General features: G+C 61.7%; 19 protein-coding genes. 17 read left to right on the top strand and 2 right to left on the bottom strand.

Annotation, left to right across the window (positions count from 1 at the left end; translation table 11 throughout):
• The first annotated feature begins 336 nt into the window (after positions 1-336).
• The 16 genes from RAH42_RS09650 to ispF all read left to right on the top strand — a co-directional run bounded on the left by RAH42_RS09650 (position 337) and on the right by ispF (position 13,661).
• Positions 337-2,076, top strand: coding sequence for a WecB/TagA/CpsF family glycosyltransferase (locus RAH42_RS09650; RefSeq protein WP_317539367.1), 1,740 nt, complete (start codon positions 337-339; stop codon positions 2,074-2,076).
• Complete coding sequence (locus tag RAH42_RS09645; RefSeq protein ID WP_317539366.1) at positions 2,069-2,536, top strand: CBS domain-containing protein; 468 nt, start codon at positions 2,069-2,071, stop codon at positions 2,534-2,536. Before RAH42_RS09650 ends, RAH42_RS09645 begins: the two co-directional genes overlap by 8 nt.
• Positions 2,533-2,868 (top strand): hypothetical protein, encoded by a 336-nt coding sequence (locus RAH42_RS09640; RefSeq protein ID WP_120372803.1) that lies wholly within the window; start codon positions 2,533-2,535, stop codon positions 2,866-2,868. The genes RAH42_RS09645 and RAH42_RS09640 overlap by 4 nt, the downstream gene beginning before the upstream one ends.
• Positions 2,865-4,760 (top strand): V-type ATPase 116kDa subunit family protein, encoded by a 1,896-nt coding sequence (locus RAH42_RS09635; protein ID WP_317539365.1) that lies wholly within the window; start codon positions 2,865-2,867, stop codon positions 4,758-4,760. The genes RAH42_RS09640 and RAH42_RS09635 overlap by 4 nt, the downstream gene beginning before the upstream one ends.
• On the top strand, positions 4,742-4,960 hold the full coding sequence (locus RAH42_RS09630) for an ATPase (protein ID WP_009165809.1): 219 nt from the start codon (positions 4,742-4,744) through the stop codon (positions 4,958-4,960). Before RAH42_RS09635 ends, RAH42_RS09630 begins: the two co-directional genes overlap by 19 nt.
• 10 nt (positions 4,961-4,970) lie before the next feature.
• Entirely contained in the window at positions 4,971-5,543 is a 573-nt protein-coding gene (locus tag RAH42_RS09625) for a hypothetical protein (protein WP_317539364.1), read from the top strand.
• The gene (locus tag RAH42_RS09620; RefSeq protein WP_317539363.1) at positions 5,515-6,543 is read left to right on the top strand and encodes a V-type ATPase subunit; all 1,029 of its coding nucleotides are present in this window, start codon (positions 5,515-5,517) and stop codon (positions 6,541-6,543) included. Before RAH42_RS09625 ends, RAH42_RS09620 begins: the two co-directional genes overlap by 29 nt.
• An 8-nt stretch (positions 6,544-6,551) precedes the next feature.
• Complete coding sequence (locus RAH42_RS09615; RefSeq protein ID WP_078016537.1) at positions 6,552-6,812, top strand: hypothetical protein; 261 nt, start codon at positions 6,552-6,554, stop codon at positions 6,810-6,812.
• 68 nt (positions 6,813-6,880) lie between these two features.
• Positions 6,881-8,131: a hypothetical protein gene (locus tag RAH42_RS09610; protein ID WP_317539362.1), complete on the top strand. Its 1,251-nt coding sequence runs from the start codon at positions 6,881-6,883 to the stop codon at positions 8,129-8,131.
• Complete coding sequence (locus tag RAH42_RS09605; protein ID WP_317539361.1) at positions 8,128-9,339, top strand: hypothetical protein; 1,212 nt, start codon at positions 8,128-8,130, stop codon at positions 9,337-9,339. Before RAH42_RS09610 ends, RAH42_RS09605 begins: the two co-directional genes overlap by 4 nt.
• Complete coding sequence (locus RAH42_RS09600; protein WP_317539360.1) at positions 9,336-9,902, top strand: V-type ATP synthase subunit D; 567 nt, start codon at positions 9,336-9,338, stop codon at positions 9,900-9,902. Before RAH42_RS09605 ends, RAH42_RS09600 begins: the two co-directional genes overlap by 4 nt.
• Positions 9,899-10,369, top strand: a complete 471-nt coding sequence (locus RAH42_RS09595) for a 23S rRNA (pseudouridine(1915)-N(3))-methyltransferase RlmH (protein WP_168170069.1) — start codon at positions 9,899-9,901, stop codon at positions 10,367-10,369. Before RAH42_RS09600 ends, RAH42_RS09595 begins: the two co-directional genes overlap by 4 nt.
• A 29-nt stretch (positions 10,370-10,398) precedes the next feature.
• Positions 10,399-10,728, top strand: a complete 330-nt coding sequence (locus RAH42_RS09590; protein WP_317539359.1) for a YbaB/EbfC family nucleoid-associated protein — start codon at positions 10,399-10,401, stop codon at positions 10,726-10,728.
• 9 nt (positions 10,729-10,737) lie between these two features.
• Positions 10,738-11,343, top strand: coding sequence for a recombination mediator RecR (gene recR / locus RAH42_RS09585; protein WP_317539358.1), 606 nt, complete (start codon positions 10,738-10,740; stop codon positions 11,341-11,343).
• Positions 11,344-11,409: 66 nt separating this feature from the next.
• Complete coding sequence (locus tag RAH42_RS09580; RefSeq protein ID WP_317539357.1) at positions 11,410-12,555, top strand: PIN domain-containing protein; 1,146 nt, start codon at positions 11,410-11,412, stop codon at positions 12,553-12,555.
• Complete coding sequence (gene ispF / locus RAH42_RS09575) at positions 12,552-13,661, top strand: 2-C-methyl-D-erythritol 2,4-cyclodiphosphate synthase (RefSeq protein ID WP_317539356.1); 1,110 nt, start codon at positions 12,552-12,554, stop codon at positions 13,659-13,661. The genes RAH42_RS09580 and ispF overlap by 4 nt, the downstream gene beginning before the upstream one ends.
• 173 nt (positions 13,662-13,834) lie before the next feature.
• Here ispF and RAH42_RS09570 read toward each other — a convergent pair whose 3' ends face one another.
• The gene (locus RAH42_RS09570; RefSeq protein ID WP_317539355.1) at positions 13,835-14,362 is read right to left on the bottom strand and encodes a hypothetical protein; all 528 of its coding nucleotides are present in this window, start codon (positions 14,360-14,362) and stop codon (positions 13,835-13,837) included.
• The gene (locus tag RAH42_RS09565) at positions 14,326-15,234 is read right to left on the bottom strand and encodes an ISNCY family transposase (protein ID WP_317539354.1); all 909 of its coding nucleotides are present in this window, start codon (positions 15,232-15,234) and stop codon (positions 14,326-14,328) included. Before RAH42_RS09565 ends, RAH42_RS09570 begins: the two co-directional genes overlap by 37 nt.
• Positions 15,235-15,445: 211 nt before the next feature.
• On the opposite strand from RAH42_RS09565, the gene rimP reads away from it, so the two are divergent.
• Positions 15,446-15,937: a ribosome maturation factor RimP gene (gene rimP / locus RAH42_RS09560; RefSeq protein ID WP_317539353.1), complete on the top strand. Its 492-nt coding sequence runs from the start codon at positions 15,446-15,448 to the stop codon at positions 15,935-15,937.
• Position 15,938: the final 1 nt, after the last annotated feature.

The raw sequence follows: 15,938 nt of genomic DNA, 5'->3' as shown, positions 1-15,938 counted from the left end.
GCAAAAAATCGGTACGGTTCAGAGAAAAGGACGGTTCGGCGCGCCATGGCCGGCCGTCCTTTTTCGTTGCGGAACTTTTCGTCGACCGCGAATTTTCGAATGAATCGCAGCCGCCGCGTCGCGATCGCTTTGAGAGAAACGGACGCTTTTGCCGCGACGGTTTGTCTGCGAGCGTTTTTTCGGCGTTTTCGCGGTCCAGGACGCGAAAAGGGATTTTTTTTATCGGGAACTCCTGATATAATGTTTGAGATGAGTCGGGGCGAGCGTTTCTCGTCCGTTCCCAAGTTTGCGGGCTGATAAAATTTTTAGGGGAAACCGTTAAGGGAGGAATCGGCTGTGACGTTGCCCTTCAGCGCTGACGCGATCGTGCCGCTGCTTCTGGTGGCGATCGGGTGCGTGGCGCTTCAGCGTTTTTTCAGGAAAAAACTGAGCCGAGATCAATATTTCTACATGAGGGACCTTTCGCTGATGACGGTGATGATGCTGCTGGCGTTGTGGAGCGGCAGCGACCGCATCGAAGCGCTGGTGGCCTGTTCGCTGCTGTCCATGGTCGTGGGGCTGGCGGAGCGGGCTCGGCCGGGAAAAGGTTTCTTTGCCTTTATCGTTCTGCCCGGACTGATCTTCGCCCTGACGGGGCAGCCGATCTCGTTCGTCTCTTCCAGCGGCTCCGCGTTCCTCTACCTGTCTTCATGGCAGTCTATCCTGCTGACCACGGCGTGGATGACGCTGTTCCCCGTGCTGTTCCGGCGGCTCGACCAGGTGCCGGGGCTGGCGGGACATCTGCTGGGCGTCAGCCTTTCGCTGATGGTCGCGGTGACGTATTTTTCGCGCCAGAATCTGGGCGAGGCGTTTTTGGTCTCGGTCGTGTCCCTGGTGCTGGTCGGCGCGTACTGGAGCCGGCTCGGCCATCAGTTCCGTCAGCTGGGAACGCCGCTGGCGTTCCTGTGGGGCACGCTGGTGGCGGGCATTTCCATCATCGGCGTCAGCAAGGGCATCACGCTCACGGCGCTGATGGTGATCCCGCTGGGATTTTACGCCGTACCGCTGGTGGAGCTGTCGCTGGGGCTGGTCAGTCACGCGTTCACGCGTGGACAGACTCGCGCGGCGCCCGACCTTTACAGCCGCGTGATCGAGCGCGGCGTGGATCATCCGGCGGCGGTGCGTCTGGTGACGGAGATCTGCCTGCTGGTGGGCGCCTCGGTGGCGCTGATGCAGCTGATCCCGGATTCCGTCGCGCTGAAAATGGCGGTGCCGGCGATGGCCAGCGTGCTGCTGCTGGTGCTGTGGGGCGTGCACGGCGGCCGCCGCGCGCGCGCCGACGACCATGCGCTGTGGGGCGTGAGGATCGACGGGATCTCCATGAACTACGCGCTGTCGAAGAGTCTGGCCTGGCTCAAGAGCGCCGAGCCGCGCTTCCGCATGGTAGTGACGATGAACGCGCTAGGGCTGAACGAGACGCGCTCCGACGCGGAGTTCCGCCGCATCGCCAACGCGGCCGATCTGAACCTTCCCGACGGCGCGGGGCTGGTCTGGGCGTTGAAAAAACTGAAAGTGCCCGTGGTGGAACGCATCGCCGGCATCGATTACATGGACCGGCTCTGCCGTCTGGCGGCGTCCGAATCGCTGCCCGTATACCTGCTGGGCGGCCGCCCGGGCATCGCCCGCCGCGCCGCGGAACGCCTGCAAAGGGAATATCCCGGATTGGTCGTTTCGGGCTGTTACGACGGCTATTTCGACCGCGCGTTTTCCGACGAGGTGGCCGGCAACGTGCGCAAAAGCGGCGCCAAGATCCTGTTTGCGGCGCTGGGGATGCCGGCGCAGGAGAAGTGGCTCGACTCGCAGCGCGCGAATCTTGACGGGTGCCTCTGCGTGGGCGTGGGCGGCAGCTTCGACGTTTACGCCGGCGTGTTGAAGCGGGCGCCCCGCTTCTGGCAGAAAATCGGCTGCGAATGGCTCTATCGCCTGTTCCAGGAGCCGTGGCGGCTGAAGCGCGATTTCCAGCTGCTGGCTTTTGTGCTGGCGGTGTTTCGCGAGCGGCTCAACGTCTTCCCGTGGAGAGAAAAAGATCATGAGTAACGAAATGGTGACCGCCGAGCAGCTGATGAAGCGCGATCTGACCGCGGTGATGGCCGAAGACACCGTCGAAGACGCCATGCACGTGCTGCACAGTCACAGCCTGAGCGGCGTTCCGGTCGTGGACGAGCGGTGGCGTCTGGTGGGCTTCCTTTCGGAATCGGACATCCTCCGTTCCGTGCTGCCGTCGTATCTGGAGATCCTTGCGCAGGATTCCTTCCTCTACGGCGAGCACGAACTGCTGACGAAAAAATTCTCGCAGGTCCGCACCAGCGCGGTGCGCGACTATATGCAGACAAACTGTCAGTCCGTGAAGACGACGGCGAACATCATGAACGTGGCCGACCTGATGCTGCGGCTCAGAGTCAAGCGCCTGCCCGTCCTCGACGGGCGGCTTCTCGTCGGGATCATCGACCGGAGCGATCTGTGCGAGTATCTGATGAATTCCGGAGGCGCTTCATGACGCCGAAGGAAAGCGAATCGCGCTGGAAAGAGCGGTTGCGCCAACTCGCTGCGTCTCAGCGGACGCAGACGCTCGATCTGGAACGGGAGCTCGAAGCGCGCGTCGACGAGACGGAACGGCGGGCGCGGCTGATGGTGGAGAACACGTTGAAACGCTGCGACGAGATGCAGAAGGCCAGAGTGGCCGCTTATGAGCGCGAGACTCAGCTGCTTCTCGAGCGGATGCGCGAGGAAGCGGAGCGCCGCCGCGCCGAAGCCGCCTGCGCGCCGATGGACGCGGAACTGGACCGCGCCTGGGCGGCAATGAACGGAGAGGAGGAAGCGCGCCGATGATCGAAAAAATGTGCCGGTTGTCGATGGCGGTCCCCGAATCTCTGGGGATGGAGCTGATCGATTTCTTGCAGGCCGACGGGCGCGTCCATCTGATCCTGCCTTCTGAAGAACAGCACAACGTCGATCTGGCGGATCGGCTCCTGGTGCTGCGCGAGAAGCTGCGCGCCGTGGTGGAAACGTTGGATGGAATTGCCGTTTCCGCTTCGGCGGAAAGCGTTCCCGCTGCGGCCGACGCCGAGGTGGAGCGGATCCTGTCCGAATCCCTCGCTCTCACCGTTCCCGAGCTGGAAAAAAGCGTAGAAAAATTTCAGGCGGAACTGGCCCGCATCATGAAAGGGCATGACCGTCTTACTGATGAGAAAAAACTGCTGGAACGTATCCTTGCGCAGCTGGGAACGCTCGCTTTTAAGGATTCCTTGGGACGTCGCTGTCTGCTCTGGTGGGTAGCGAAAGACCTTTGGCCGCTGGCGCTGAGACAGATCGAACGCCAGTGCGCTGACGGCGAGAAAACGCTGTTTCACGTGCACGATACCGCCAAAGAGGATCAGCTGCTGGTCGAGCTTTCGGTGCCGGCGGCGCGGATTTCCGCTGTGACGGAAATCCTGCACGACATCGGCGCTGCGGTGTGGACGCCGCCGCCTCAATATGCCGGAAAAAATTATGCTGAAAGCATGGAACTGATGAAACGCCGTCTGTCGGAGATCCAGTCCCTTCTCAAGGCGGAGCAGTCTGCACTTGTCGCCATGAGAAAGCAGTGGGGTCCTCGGCAGAAGGCGTTTTTTTTGCTGATCGATCGCAAGGTCGATCAGTATCAGGTCTTCAGCCGCTGCGATCGCCTCGGCGGCGCGCTGCTGGTCGAAGGCTGGATGCCGCAGCGTGGTCTGGAATATTTCCGTGTCCGTTTGGAAGAAAAATTTGCCGGGCGTGTCGCGCTTCACAGCCGCGAACCGGAACCCGACGAATATGGACAGGTGCCGACCGCTCTCCGCCACGGCGCATTCTTTGCGCCCTTCGCGGTGTTTCTCAAACTCGTGCAGCCGCCGGCTTATGGCACGGCGGATCCCACCAGCCTGATCGGCGTGTTTTTCCCGTTTTTCGCGGGCTGCATCATCGGCGACGCCGGCTACGGACTGGTCATGCTGATTTTGATGTGCTTCGTGCGCCGCCGCGCCAAAAGCGAAACGGTGCGCGACGTGGCATTCGTCCTCATGACCATGTGCGTTTGGAGCATTCTCTGGGGCGCCGCCTTCGGCGAGTTCTTCGGCGATTTCGCGCACCGGATGTTCCACGTGGAACCGCTCTGGGTGGAACGTTCTCAGGCCGTCATGCCGGTGCTGATGTTTTCGGTGGCTCTCGGGCTGGGGCACGTGCTGCTCGGTCTGGCGGTGGGGCTGATCCACGGTCTGAAAGCTCGCCATAAAAAGCACGCCATGGAAAAGCTGGGCGCCATGCTGGTGATCCTGGCCATGGTGGCGGCGCTCATGTCCGTGCGCCGGCTTTTGCCGCCGCAGGCTTTCCCGGGCGGCATCGCGGCGCTCGTCGTCGGCTTGGTGCTGCTGACGGCCGGGGGCGGCATCGGCGGACTGATCGAAGCGATGAGTTCTTTCGGGCATATCCTCAGTTATGTGCGCATCGGCGCCATCGGCCTGTCGTCGGCTATCCTTGCGGTGGCCGCTTCGAAGTTCGTGGACGTTCTCGGCGTTTCGGCGCTGGGACTTTTCGTCGCGCTGGCGGTCCATCTGCTCAATTTCGTGCTGGCGTTCGCCGAGTCGGGGCTACACGCGGCGCGTCTTCATTATGTGGAGTTCATGGGCAATTTTTACGCTGCTCAGGGAAAAGATTATCATCCTTTTATATACAGGAGGAAACTATCGTGGAAAAAGGACTCGTAGCATTGGCGGCGGCGCTGGCCGTGGGGATCCCCGCGCTTGCGACCGCTTTCGCCCAGGCCAGGATCGGCAGCGTGGCGGCCGGCAGCGTGGCGGAAAAACCGGAAACTGCCGGCACGATGATCATTCTCGAAGCGATCCCGGAGACGATGGTCATTCTCGGTTTCGTCGTGGCCATCATGCTGATCTTGCAGTTCGCCTAGGAGTTTTCCGTTGACGGGCGAGGAACTCCTGCCTCCGGCGTTTCTGCGCGCCATGGAGGCGGAACTTGCGGCGCGGCACGAGGCGATGCGGGCGTCCGCGGACAGCCGCATGGGCGGGCTGATCGCCGCCTGCCGTGACGAGGCGGCCGCCGCCGTGAAGGAACGCACCGCCGCCTGCGAAGAGGCGCTGGAGCGCTTGAGCATGCGCCGTCGCCGTCTGATGCGCGCGCTGGAGAGCAGCGTGCAGAAAGAGCTCGAAGCGCAGCATCTGCGGCGACTCGAACGAGAACTGCGGCGGAGAATCGAACTTTTTCGAAGCAGCGAGAGCTACGGCGCGTTCCTGGCGAGAATGGCGGAGCAATGTCGTCGCGCCGGATTTTCCGGCGCGGGAACGTTCCGGGCCGCGCGGCGCGAAGCCGGGCTGCTTCGTGCCGCGGGATTCAACGTGGAAGAAAAAGATCCCGGGCGCTGGGGCGGCTTTATCCTGATCGAGGAGGGAGGCGCGCTCTTTGACTGCACCTTTCAGACCCGCTGGGAGCAATACCGCTGCGAGCTTGTCGTCCACCGTCAGGGAAGAAGCTAATTACGAATACGTGAACGGGCGTCTGCGCGCCCGCACGCGGGATTTCCTCCCGACTCAGGTTTTTGCCGAACTTGCGTGTGCGGATTTGCAAGGCGTGGAACGATATTTGCTCGATACGGTTTACGGCCCGCTGTACCGCCGGGACTTCATGCTCTCGGACATGCCGCTGGCGCTGAAACTGGAGAGCCTGATCTCCGCTTCCGCCCGACAGCGTTTCGGCGAACTGAAAAGTTGGGGCAAAGGCACGGTGCGCTTGCTCACGTCGGTGCTTTCGATCCAGTCGGATCTGGAAAACGGGCAGCTCTTTTTGCGCGCGCTCCAATCGGGGCGGAACGATTACGAGCCGGCTATGCCCGGCTGCGGCGAACTGAGCCCGGAATTTTGGCGGCAGCTGGCCGGCGCCGGCGGCGACCGGGAACAGATCGACGAACTGTGCCGCTACGATCCGACGGAGCTGTCCAATGCGCTCAGCACGGCAGTGAAACTGCTTGACGAGTCGGGACGGCTCTGGGAAGCCGAGTGGTCTTACATGAAGAGCTCTTTCGACTGGGCCGGCGGCGTGCTGAAACGGTGCCGCGGCGCGAATGGGACGGTCGTCTCGCAATGTCTCGGCTATCTGATCGACTTGTGGAATCTGCGCGTCTGGCTGAGTGTCCATTACGGCTCCGGCGCGCCGGACGAACCGGCACGTTTTCTCGAAGGCGGTTCGTTGCCGCTGGAGCGTCTGCTCTTCGCAAAGAGCTATAAAGTGCTGCTGCGCGGCACGTTCTGGCGTTCCCGCGGCGCGGAACCCGACGAACGTTCGCTGTTCGAGTTGGAACGGCAGTATCTGCTCTGGCAGATGACGCTGCGCCGTGAAGACCCGCTCGGCGTATCGGTGATCATATCCTATCGGGCGCGCTTATTCTGCGAGTGGCGCGATCTGATGACCGTCGTTTCCGGACTGCAGAGCGGCTTGGACCGCGCGGCGCTGCAGAGCGTGCTGCTCGTCGGCCGTTAGGGGGAAACATGAAAAATCATGCGCTTTTGATCGGTTCGGCGTCGTTTCTCCGTCTCTGGTCGGTGCTGGGCTGTATGGAAAAAATCGTTCCCGCTCGAGTCGGATTTCAGGAACTGAAAGAAGCCGGACTCGCCTCCGGAGCGGAGGCCGTCTTATACGAGGAAACGCTCGTGAAGAGCTTTTCTTCGTTGGAAAAAAAATATTTTCAGGAGTCGGTCGATCCTTACTGGATCCCCTTGCCTGCGGTGGAAGGAGGCGAGTTGAAATAAAGGGGCATTCTGCGCCGGTTCAGTCGGTTTGCGCCGAAAGCGTTTGCATCGAAGCCGGATTTCCGGTCGTGCTGGGCGAATTCGCCTGCACCGAAGACAACTCGTGGTATGGGCAGGTACAGAGTCATGACGGACGGACCGTGCGCATCCTGCCGCTGGATCTTCCGGAAAAGATCCGGCCGGGCGAGCTGCTGCGCCTGGGCGGCGAGACGCTGGAAGAACGCCTTGCCCGCGCGGAGCCGGGCGCCGTGATCGATCCGCTGGGACGGCAGATCATAAAGATCGGCGACGTGTCGATGGGCAATCTCAACTTTTCCGCGGTTCCTCAGCAGACGGCCGGCGGCAGTTTCTGGGGGCTGAAAACGCTGGGCGAGTTCATGAACCTGCACGACGGCGAGGGCGTGGCGCTGCTGGGCATACCGCCGGGCGGTTTCGCTTTGTTGTTCAGCCAGATCGCCGCGGCGCAGCGGGCGGATTTTCTGTATATTTTCTGCCAAGGCGGTTACCACGAGTTGTATCGTTACTGCCGCGCCGTGCAGATGGCCGGCAGTGCGGAGAGATGCACGATCCTCTGGACGCCGCCGTGGAACGTGCCGGCGATAAAGACTCTGGTGCCGCGGGCGCTCACGTATCTGACGGGTCGTCCTCACGCCGTCCGGCGACGGCTGGTCCTGATCGACGATCTGCATTACTGGCTGGAATCGGCGCGTGAATACGGCGAAAGTTCGGGCGAGCCGCCGCTCCCCGACGGTTATCCTTATACGGCCCGGCGTCAGTTGGGCGAGCTGCTGGACCTCAAGTCGCGGCCCGATGGAGACGGCCGCTCCACGTCGCTGATCGTCGGCTGGCGCTATGAAGAGGGCTTTTCACCGCTTGCGGAGCATCCCTATATGGGTCGTTTGCCGCGTTTCATGCGTACGGGCATCATCCTTGAAGAGTTTTCGGAGAATCTGGTGCCGTCGGCGGACTCCTGGGGCGATCTGTCGCCCGCCGGCCGCTGTTGGCGGCAACTGTGCCGACTGACCGAGGAATGCGACGAGGACATTCGTCACGCGCTGGAAGCGCTGACAGGGCTTTTCGGGGAGCTCTTCGTGGAGTATTCTCCGCTCGGCTTTGCGATGGCGCCGGAAAATCACGTGCAGTGGAGCGATGCCGACGGCAAGACGCTTCTGGGACTGGCTTCCCGGGCCGGTCCGGCGCTGCTGGCGTCGGTGCTGAAGATTCGCGCCGAGCTGCAGCTGAACTTTCGCGAATGGCCCGATGTGCGCCGCCGCAGCTTTATCGACTGGCTGCGCGCGCAGGAGGAGGAACGGCCATGAAACTGCTTCGCCGCGGTTCGAACAACGTCAGTTTTCTCTCTGCTTCGTCGCTTTGGGTCGAGCGTCTCGCCGGCGCGTCGCTGAACGATCTGGTAACGATCCAGGACGATTCCGGCGACAGTTTCGTGGGGCGCGTCGTCGAAGTCCAAAACGACCGCTGTCATGTGCGCATCTGCGACGGCGAGCATTCTCTCTGTCGTGATTCGCTGCAGGTTTGGCTGGGAAGCAACGAACTGGAACTGCCGGCCGAGCCGCCGCTGGTCGCTTCGCGGCTGACGCGCCGCTCGGTCTTCAAGACGGGGATTGCGTCGGTGGACGCGCTTTTTCCCTTGCAGCACGGCCATTCGATCTTTGTGGCCGGAGTGTCGCTCTATCGCTCGCTGGGATTCTTTTCCGCGCTGCTGCACGGCGCGCTTTCGGATCATCAGTGGCCGTGCCTGATCTCGCTCGACACGTCGAAAAACGAGGCGGAGGAGATCCGCCGCATCTGGGATCATTATGGGCTGGAAGACGAAGGGCTGTTTGTTTCCGACAGCCGCGACCAGCTCTATCAGAGCATGACGCCGCTGCGCCTGGGCTGGGAAGCGGCGATCAGCCGCGCCAACGAGGGGCGCGACGTGTTCCTGATGGTGCTCGACCTTGAATCGTGGGCGCGCTTCTATCAGGAAGATCTGGCGCTGCGAGGTTATTACCGCAGCCGCGCCGGAGCTCTGAACGGCTTCAGAAACGCGTTGAGCACTCACATGCAACTGCTGTACGGCCACAAGGGACGCATCACCGTGGCGGTGCTGCTTTCGGAACGTAAAGTGGCGGGACTGCCTTCGGAGCTGCTGGCGCTGCGCGATCTTTTCGACGGCGTTTTGATCCTGCGCGGCGACGGCGCGCTGTCGTTGAACGGTTACACGCCCCAGCTCCCACGGGGGATGGACCGTTCGGTCGAGTACGCCTGCCTGCTGCGCCGCCAGTGCAAGGAGCTGAGAGCGGAATTGAAACGCCGGCGCATGGACGAATATCCGCTCAGCGAAGAGGAGCGGGCGTTCGATCGCGCTCTGCACGAGTTCCTGAGCGATCTGGAACCGCGCGCCGACGCTTCGCCGCAGCGGGTCTGGCGGATCCTTGCCCTGATGCCGGAAAGCCGCATCAGCCGCGTGCCGCTGTCGTTGTTGCGGGAGTACGGCCGTAATGACGGCGGGGAGGCGTCACGATGAGCGGAGAAGACGTCCGCTCTTTGCCGGAGAGGCTGCGCCAGCGCATCCGTCGGCTGACCGTCAGCCGGGAGCGCCTCGGCGCCCGGAGTCTCGAACAGAAACGGCGGCTGGCCGAACTGACGGCGCGGACCGCTTCCGCTCTGGCGATGCTGAACATTTACAGCGGGCCGCAGAGCGCCGAGCTGTTCCGGCTCAGTTTTTCCCCGATCGCCGTCGAATCGAGAAAGGAAATTCGTTCCGGCGTGGAGTGTCCGCAGTTTTACCGTGCGGACGCCGGCATGCGGCACGGCCTGCTGCCGCGCTATACCTCGCTGCTCACCTCGCCTCAGGAGGAGAGCGCTTCGCTCCAGGTCGAGGAATTGGTGCGTTCGCTGTGGGAGTATATCAACGGCATGATGGAGTTGCGTTCGGCGGATCATCTGATCCGCCGGCTGCGGCGCAGCCTGAAACAGGCGGAGCGGGCGCGCGAGCAGGCTGTCCGTTCGTTTGCGGCGCGGCGTGCCGCCCGCGAGCGCGCTTTCGAAACGGAACGGCACCGGCGGAAAGTGAGCGAAGGACGATGAAAATCGAAGTGCTGGCCATGGGGCGTCCGCGCGAGCCGTTCATCGTCAAAGGTCTGGAACACTATCGGACGCGTTTGAAGCCGCTGCTGCCGGTGGAGTGGACTTTTTTGCCCGAACCGGGCAAAGGGAAAAAACTGACCGTCGAGCAGCGCAAAGAGCTTGAGGGACAGGAGTTCCTCAAGCGCATCGGCGGCGAGGACGTTCTTTTTCTGCTGGACGAGCGCGGGCGAGCGCTGGGCAGCGAAGAGCTCTCGAGCAGGATCTACGATCTGCTTGGCGGCGGGCGGGGACGGCTGGTTTTTCTGATCGGAGGTCCCTACGGCACTTCGGAGGCGCTGCAAAAACGCGGAAACGTGATAATATCTTTGTCGAAGATGACCTTCACGCACGAGATGGCGCTGCTGCTTCTCAGCGAGCAGATCTATCGCGCGGCCATGATCCACGAGGGCTCGAAATATCATCATTGAATCGTATTTTGCGAAAGGATTGAAGAAAAATGAACTTTGGCGGCAGAGGCGGTATGGGCAACATGAACCAGATGCTCAAGCAGGCTCAGGCGATGCAGGCGAAGATGATGAAGGCTCAGGAAGAGCTGAAGGAGGCCCGCGTGGAGGGCAATGCCGGCGGCGGCATGGTCAGGGCCACGGTCAACGGGCAGGGTGAACTGGTCGGCGTGAAGATCTCCAAAGAAGTGGTCGATCCCGAAGACGTGGAAATGCTCGAAGACCTGATCCTCGCGGCGGTGTCCGACGCGGCCAACAAAGCCCGGGAAATGATGGAACAGCGCATGGGCTCTCTGACCGGCGGCATGAAGCTGCCGTTTTAGTGACCGGCAATGGCTCTGCCTGAACCGATCGAACGTCTGATCTCGCTGCTGAAAAAATTTCCCGGCGTGGGCGAAAAGAGCGCCCGGCGCATGGCCTTTTACGTGCTTCAGGAGGGCGAGGGCTTCGGCGCCGACCTGGCACGTTCCGTCGGCGAGCTGAACCGGCGCCTGACCACCTGCGAGAAGTGCGGCAATCTGACCGAGACGCAGCCCTGCCCCATCTGCGGCGATCCGCTGCGCGACCGTTCGCTGCTCTGCGTCACCGAAACCATCGAGGACCTCGTCAGTATCGAGCAGTCGGGGCTTTTCAACGGCCTGTACTTCGTGCTCGGCACGTCGCTTTCGCCGCTGGAAGACCGCGAATCGCTCCCCGAAGAGACGGTGCGCCTGCTGCGCAAACGCTTCGAAGAGTATCCGATCCGCGAGGCGATCATCGCCACGAATCCGCGCATCGAAGGCGACATGACCTTTTACGCGCTGCTGGAGGCGCTGCGGGACATCCCCGTGAAAAAATCGCGCTTGGCGTACGGCCTGCCGGTCGGCGGTTCCATCGAGTTCGCCGATCGCGTCACGCTCCACGCGGCGCTGGAGAGCCGGCAAGAGATCAGGGAGTAGCCGGCGGAATTTCGGGAGCGCTTTTCCGGCGCTCTCGTTTCGTTCAAAGGAGGTGGAAAACCAATCATGACCGACGGACTGAAAAAAATAGTCAGGTACAGCTGCGGTGCCCTGCTCGGACTGCTGGGCGCTTTAGCCGGTTATCAGGCGGGGGCGCCGCTGCTCAAGGCGTATTTCCCCGACACGGTTCTTTTCCATGGACTGGCGATCGTCCTTTCCATTGCCGTTTTCGGCTTTATTGGCGTCCTTCTGGCGCCGTATTTTATGAAGTTGCTCCACGACGTGGGACTGCTTTTCGAACGTCAGCTGCGCAGCACGGCCTGGCCCGAGATCGTCGCCGCGCTGACGGGCATGATCGTCGGGCTCGTGCTGGCCAATTTGCTGGTGCTGCCCTTTTCCGACACGCCCTTCGGCCCGTACCTGACGGTGCTGCTGAACGTGCTGATCGGCTTCGTCATGGCCTGGATCTTCGTGACCCGTCAGGGGGACATCCGCGGCGCCATGGCTTCGGTGAAAGAGCGCCTCAGCCAGAAGCGGAAGAGCCGCGCCGGAAAAGTCCCGGCGGAAGAGAGCGAAGACGCTGAACCGGCGGCCGATCCGGTGCCGCGCAAGATCCTCGACACCAGCGTCATCATCGACGGACGCATCCTCGACATCGCCAAGACGGGATTCCTTCAGGGCACTTTGATTCTGCCGTCGTTCGTGCTGCTCGAACTGCAGACCGTGGCCGACTCGAAGGACCAGAACCGCCGCGCCCGCGGCCGCATGGGACTGGACGTGGTCAAGGAACTGCAGAAACTCCATCAGGTGAAGCTGGCGCTGATCGAAGCCTCGCTGGCCGATTATCACACCGAGTTCGTGGATTCGGGCGTGGTGTCCATGGCCAAAAAATTCGGTTACGACGTGCTCACCACCGATTACAATCTCAACAAAGTCGCGCAGATCCAGAACGTGCGCGTGCTGAACGTCAACGATCTGGCCAACGCGATGAAGCCCGCCCTGCTGCCCGGCGACGAAGTGACGGTAAATCTGATCAAACAAGGCAAGGACGCGCGTCAGGGCATCGGCTATCTCGACAACGGCACGATGCTTGTCGTCGAAGACGGCGGCCCCTACATCGGCAAGACGGTGGAGGTGACGCTCTCGTCGCTGCTGCAGACCTCGGCCGGGCGCATGGTCTTCGGCCGCGTCAAGCGCGAGGTGAAAAGTTGAGCCGCGCTTTCGTCATCCTCGCGGCGGGAAGAGGAACGCGCCTCGGCGGCGAACCCAAACAATTCCGCCTTTTGGGCGGGCGTCCCGTCTGGGGATGGAGTTTGGAAACGGCGCGGATACTGCGGAGGGAAAAGCTGATCGACCGGATCGTGCTCGTCCTGCCGCCTGAAAACGCGCTGACGGCGCCCGACGGCGTGACCGTCGCGGCCGGCGGCGCGTCGCGCGCGCTTTCCGTGTTGTCGGCGCTGCGCGCCTGCGGTGAGGACGAAGTGCTGCTGCATGACGCCGCGCGCCCGTTTGCTGGCGTGCCGCTGTGCCGGCGTCTGATCGCCGCCTCGACGGGGGAGAACGCCGTGATCCCGCTGCTGCCGGAGGCGAACGCGCTGAAAAAGATCGAAAACGGCCGCATCGAGCCGCTTGACCGCGACGGCGTTTACATCACCCAGACGCCGCAGCTTTTTCCGCGCGCGGCGTTGCGGGAACTGCTCGAGAACGCTCCACGCGCCGATTTCAAAGACGAAGCCGAATTGTGGCTGCAGCGGGGCGAAACGCTTGATTGGGTGGCGGGCGAGAACATGAACTTCAAAGTGACGGAAAGCGGCGACTGGGAAATGGCGCGGAAAATTGCCGATGCCGGCGAGATCCGTACCGGCCTCGGCTACGACGTGCATCCGCTCGTGCCGGGGCGAAGGCTGATCCTCGGCGGCGTCATCGTCGACTCGCCGCTGGGGCTCGACGGCCATTCCGACGCCGACGCGCTCGCTCACGCCGCGGCCGACGCCCTGCTCAGCGCCGCGGGGCTGCCGGACATCGGCACGCTGTATCCCGCCGGCGACGAAAAGTTCAAAGACGCCGACAGCATGGCGCTGCTTCGCGATGCGCTCGCCAAAGTCAACGCCGAAGGCTGGCGGCTCGAATGGCTGAGCGCCGTGCTGACTGTGCAGACGCCGCGGCTGGCGCCGTGGAAAGACGCGATCGTCCGTTCGCTGGAAACGGTTCTCGGCAGCGGACGGCTGAGCATGACCTTCAAATCGGGCGAACGCGTCGGTCCGGCCGGCGAGGCGCAGGCCGTCTTCGTCTGGGCGTCGGCGACGTTGCGCCGCTGACGTCCAGGCGGCGTTGGCCAGAGGGGAGCGAAGAGAATTTTTTTTGCACGAAACAGGTGTCAATAGCCAGTAAAAAAGTCACCATAACTGCTCATTGAAAAAGTCACCCCCTCACACTCCCATCACAGCAAGACATCTCGAAAGAACTCCCCATCGTGCCGCCATAACAACGTCTACGCGAACGTACATTTATCCCGACATGTGCTATGATATCCCTGCCTTTTGACGACGCCACGCCGCCATGGGTGGTCCGGAGCGGGCTTGTGCGCTTTCACAAGCCCGCTTTTCCGTTTCTTTGCCGATGCCTCATCGGAGTCGACTCGTTTTTGACTTTCAACCTCCTTCATCTCGATCCGTCTGCCCTTGGAAACACCCCAGATCCGCCCGGTCGACGTTTCACGCACCTCAACCGTCGTTTTGGCCATCCCGAGGCAATCGTCCGCCGCCGGAACGTACCGACGACCTCCGTAGGAAATCATGCCGCCGTGATCCGTCCTGCGAGATTCGCGACGCGCAAAGAGAAAATCCAAATCGACTTTTCCTTCCGGCTTCACATAAACGTCCTCTCCCTCAGCCGGAGTGACGGCAAACTTCCGATTGTGCCTGGCGATGAGCTTGGGCAAAACCTCGTTGGCCGCCGTGATATCCGAGACGCCAAGCAGCCTCAGCTCCCCGGCAGCCTGTCCTGCATCGTGTTCCAAAGACGTTCGACACGCCCCTTCGCCTCCGGCGTCAAGGCAAAGATCTGCCCGATCCCAAGATCCTTCAGCCCCCGTCCGAAACAACTTAACGGCTCCCCCTTCCCCGCCTCATTCCCTTCATTTTCTTCATTCCTTCCATTCCCTTCATTCCTTCCATTCCCTTCATTTTTTTCATTCCCTTCGATCCGATCCTCATCATCCTGCGCCCGTGCCTTTGGAGAGCGGAAAATCGTATGCCGGTCGCTGTAAATCGCCATCGGCAGCCCATACCCCTCGATCCCCATCCCCAGCGCGGCGACATAGCCCGCCATACATTCGTTCTCAGTGAAACAGGCGCCAGTCACGATCCCCGTCGCATCGTCAATATAAGCGTGCAGCGTCGCACGCCCGTTCCCCCTGCCAAACCATTCAAACGACGTGGCGTCAGTCTGCCACAACATCCCCGCGGCCACCTTCCGCGGTCGGGAACGGTGAAGCTTCGGCCGTCGCCGCACACTCTTCTTGCTCCTGATCCCCTCGTCCTTCAGGATGCGGACGACACTCGAACGGCTGATCCTGATCCCCTCCCGTTCGTTCAGGCATTCCGCAAAGTGAGAGAAGTTGAAATCGTAATAGACCTCCTCATACGCCTTCAGCACCGACTCCCGAACCTCATCTCCGATCCTGCGCCGAGACGTTCTGCCGCGGTTGCCGTGAACAAGCCCCGCCGCCCCTTGAACGACGAACCTCTTTTTGATCCTGATGATTTGCCGTTGACAGAGCCCCAGCTTCTCCGCCGCCTCCCTGTTCGTCATGCGTCCGTCGACAAGCGCTCCGATAATCCTGATACGATCCAGTTCCTTTTGTGACAATGTCATTCGCTCCTGTTTCATGAACGGTATTATCTCAGAGTGACATTTTCTTGGAACAGTTATGGGTGACTTTATCACTGAACAACGACATTTTGCACGAAACAGGTTGCTATCTGAAAACTTTCATGTTACAATACGCGAAGAATTTGGAGGCTGGGAGTGAAGAGTGGGCTGCGCCCACTCTTCGTTTTTTATAAATCGGCAAATCGTAAAGCGAGGCATCGTCATGGACATGGAAAAGATTTCCGAACAACTGAAGGCGCTCGTCGAATCGCTGGGTTATGAATTCGTCGGCGCGGAGACCGTCAAGGAAGCCGGCTCGCAGATCCTGCGCGTGTACATCGACCGCGACGGCGGCGTCGGTCTCGACGACTGCGAACGGTGCGCCAAGGACATCAGCGGTCTGCTCGATACCGCGGCGGACGCCTTCGAGGACCGTTATCTGCTCGAGGTCAGTTCGCCCGGACTGGAACGTCCGCTGTTCAAAGCGGAGGACTACGCGCGTTTTGCGGGACGTTCCGTCAGCATCCGCCTGAGAGACGTTTACGAGGGGAGACGGCGCGTCACGGCCGTGATCGAGGGGGTAAAGGACGGCGCAGTCCTTTTGGACTGCGGCGGCGAACCGCTGGATCTTCCGTTGGCGAAAATCCAGAAAGCCCATTTGGTTTACGAGGAAGAGAAGGGGCAGAAGAAGACCTTCAAGAAAAGGGGAGGAAAAAGTTAGA

It is taken from the genome of Pyramidobacter sp. YE332 (assembly GCF_033060595.1).
In the GTDB taxonomy this organism is placed as follows: Bacteria; Synergistota; Synergistia; order Synergistales; family Dethiosulfovibrionaceae; genus Pyramidobacter.
The sequence above is the reverse complement of the archived record's forward strand: the minus strand, read 5'-3'. Positions and strand labels throughout refer to the sequence as shown.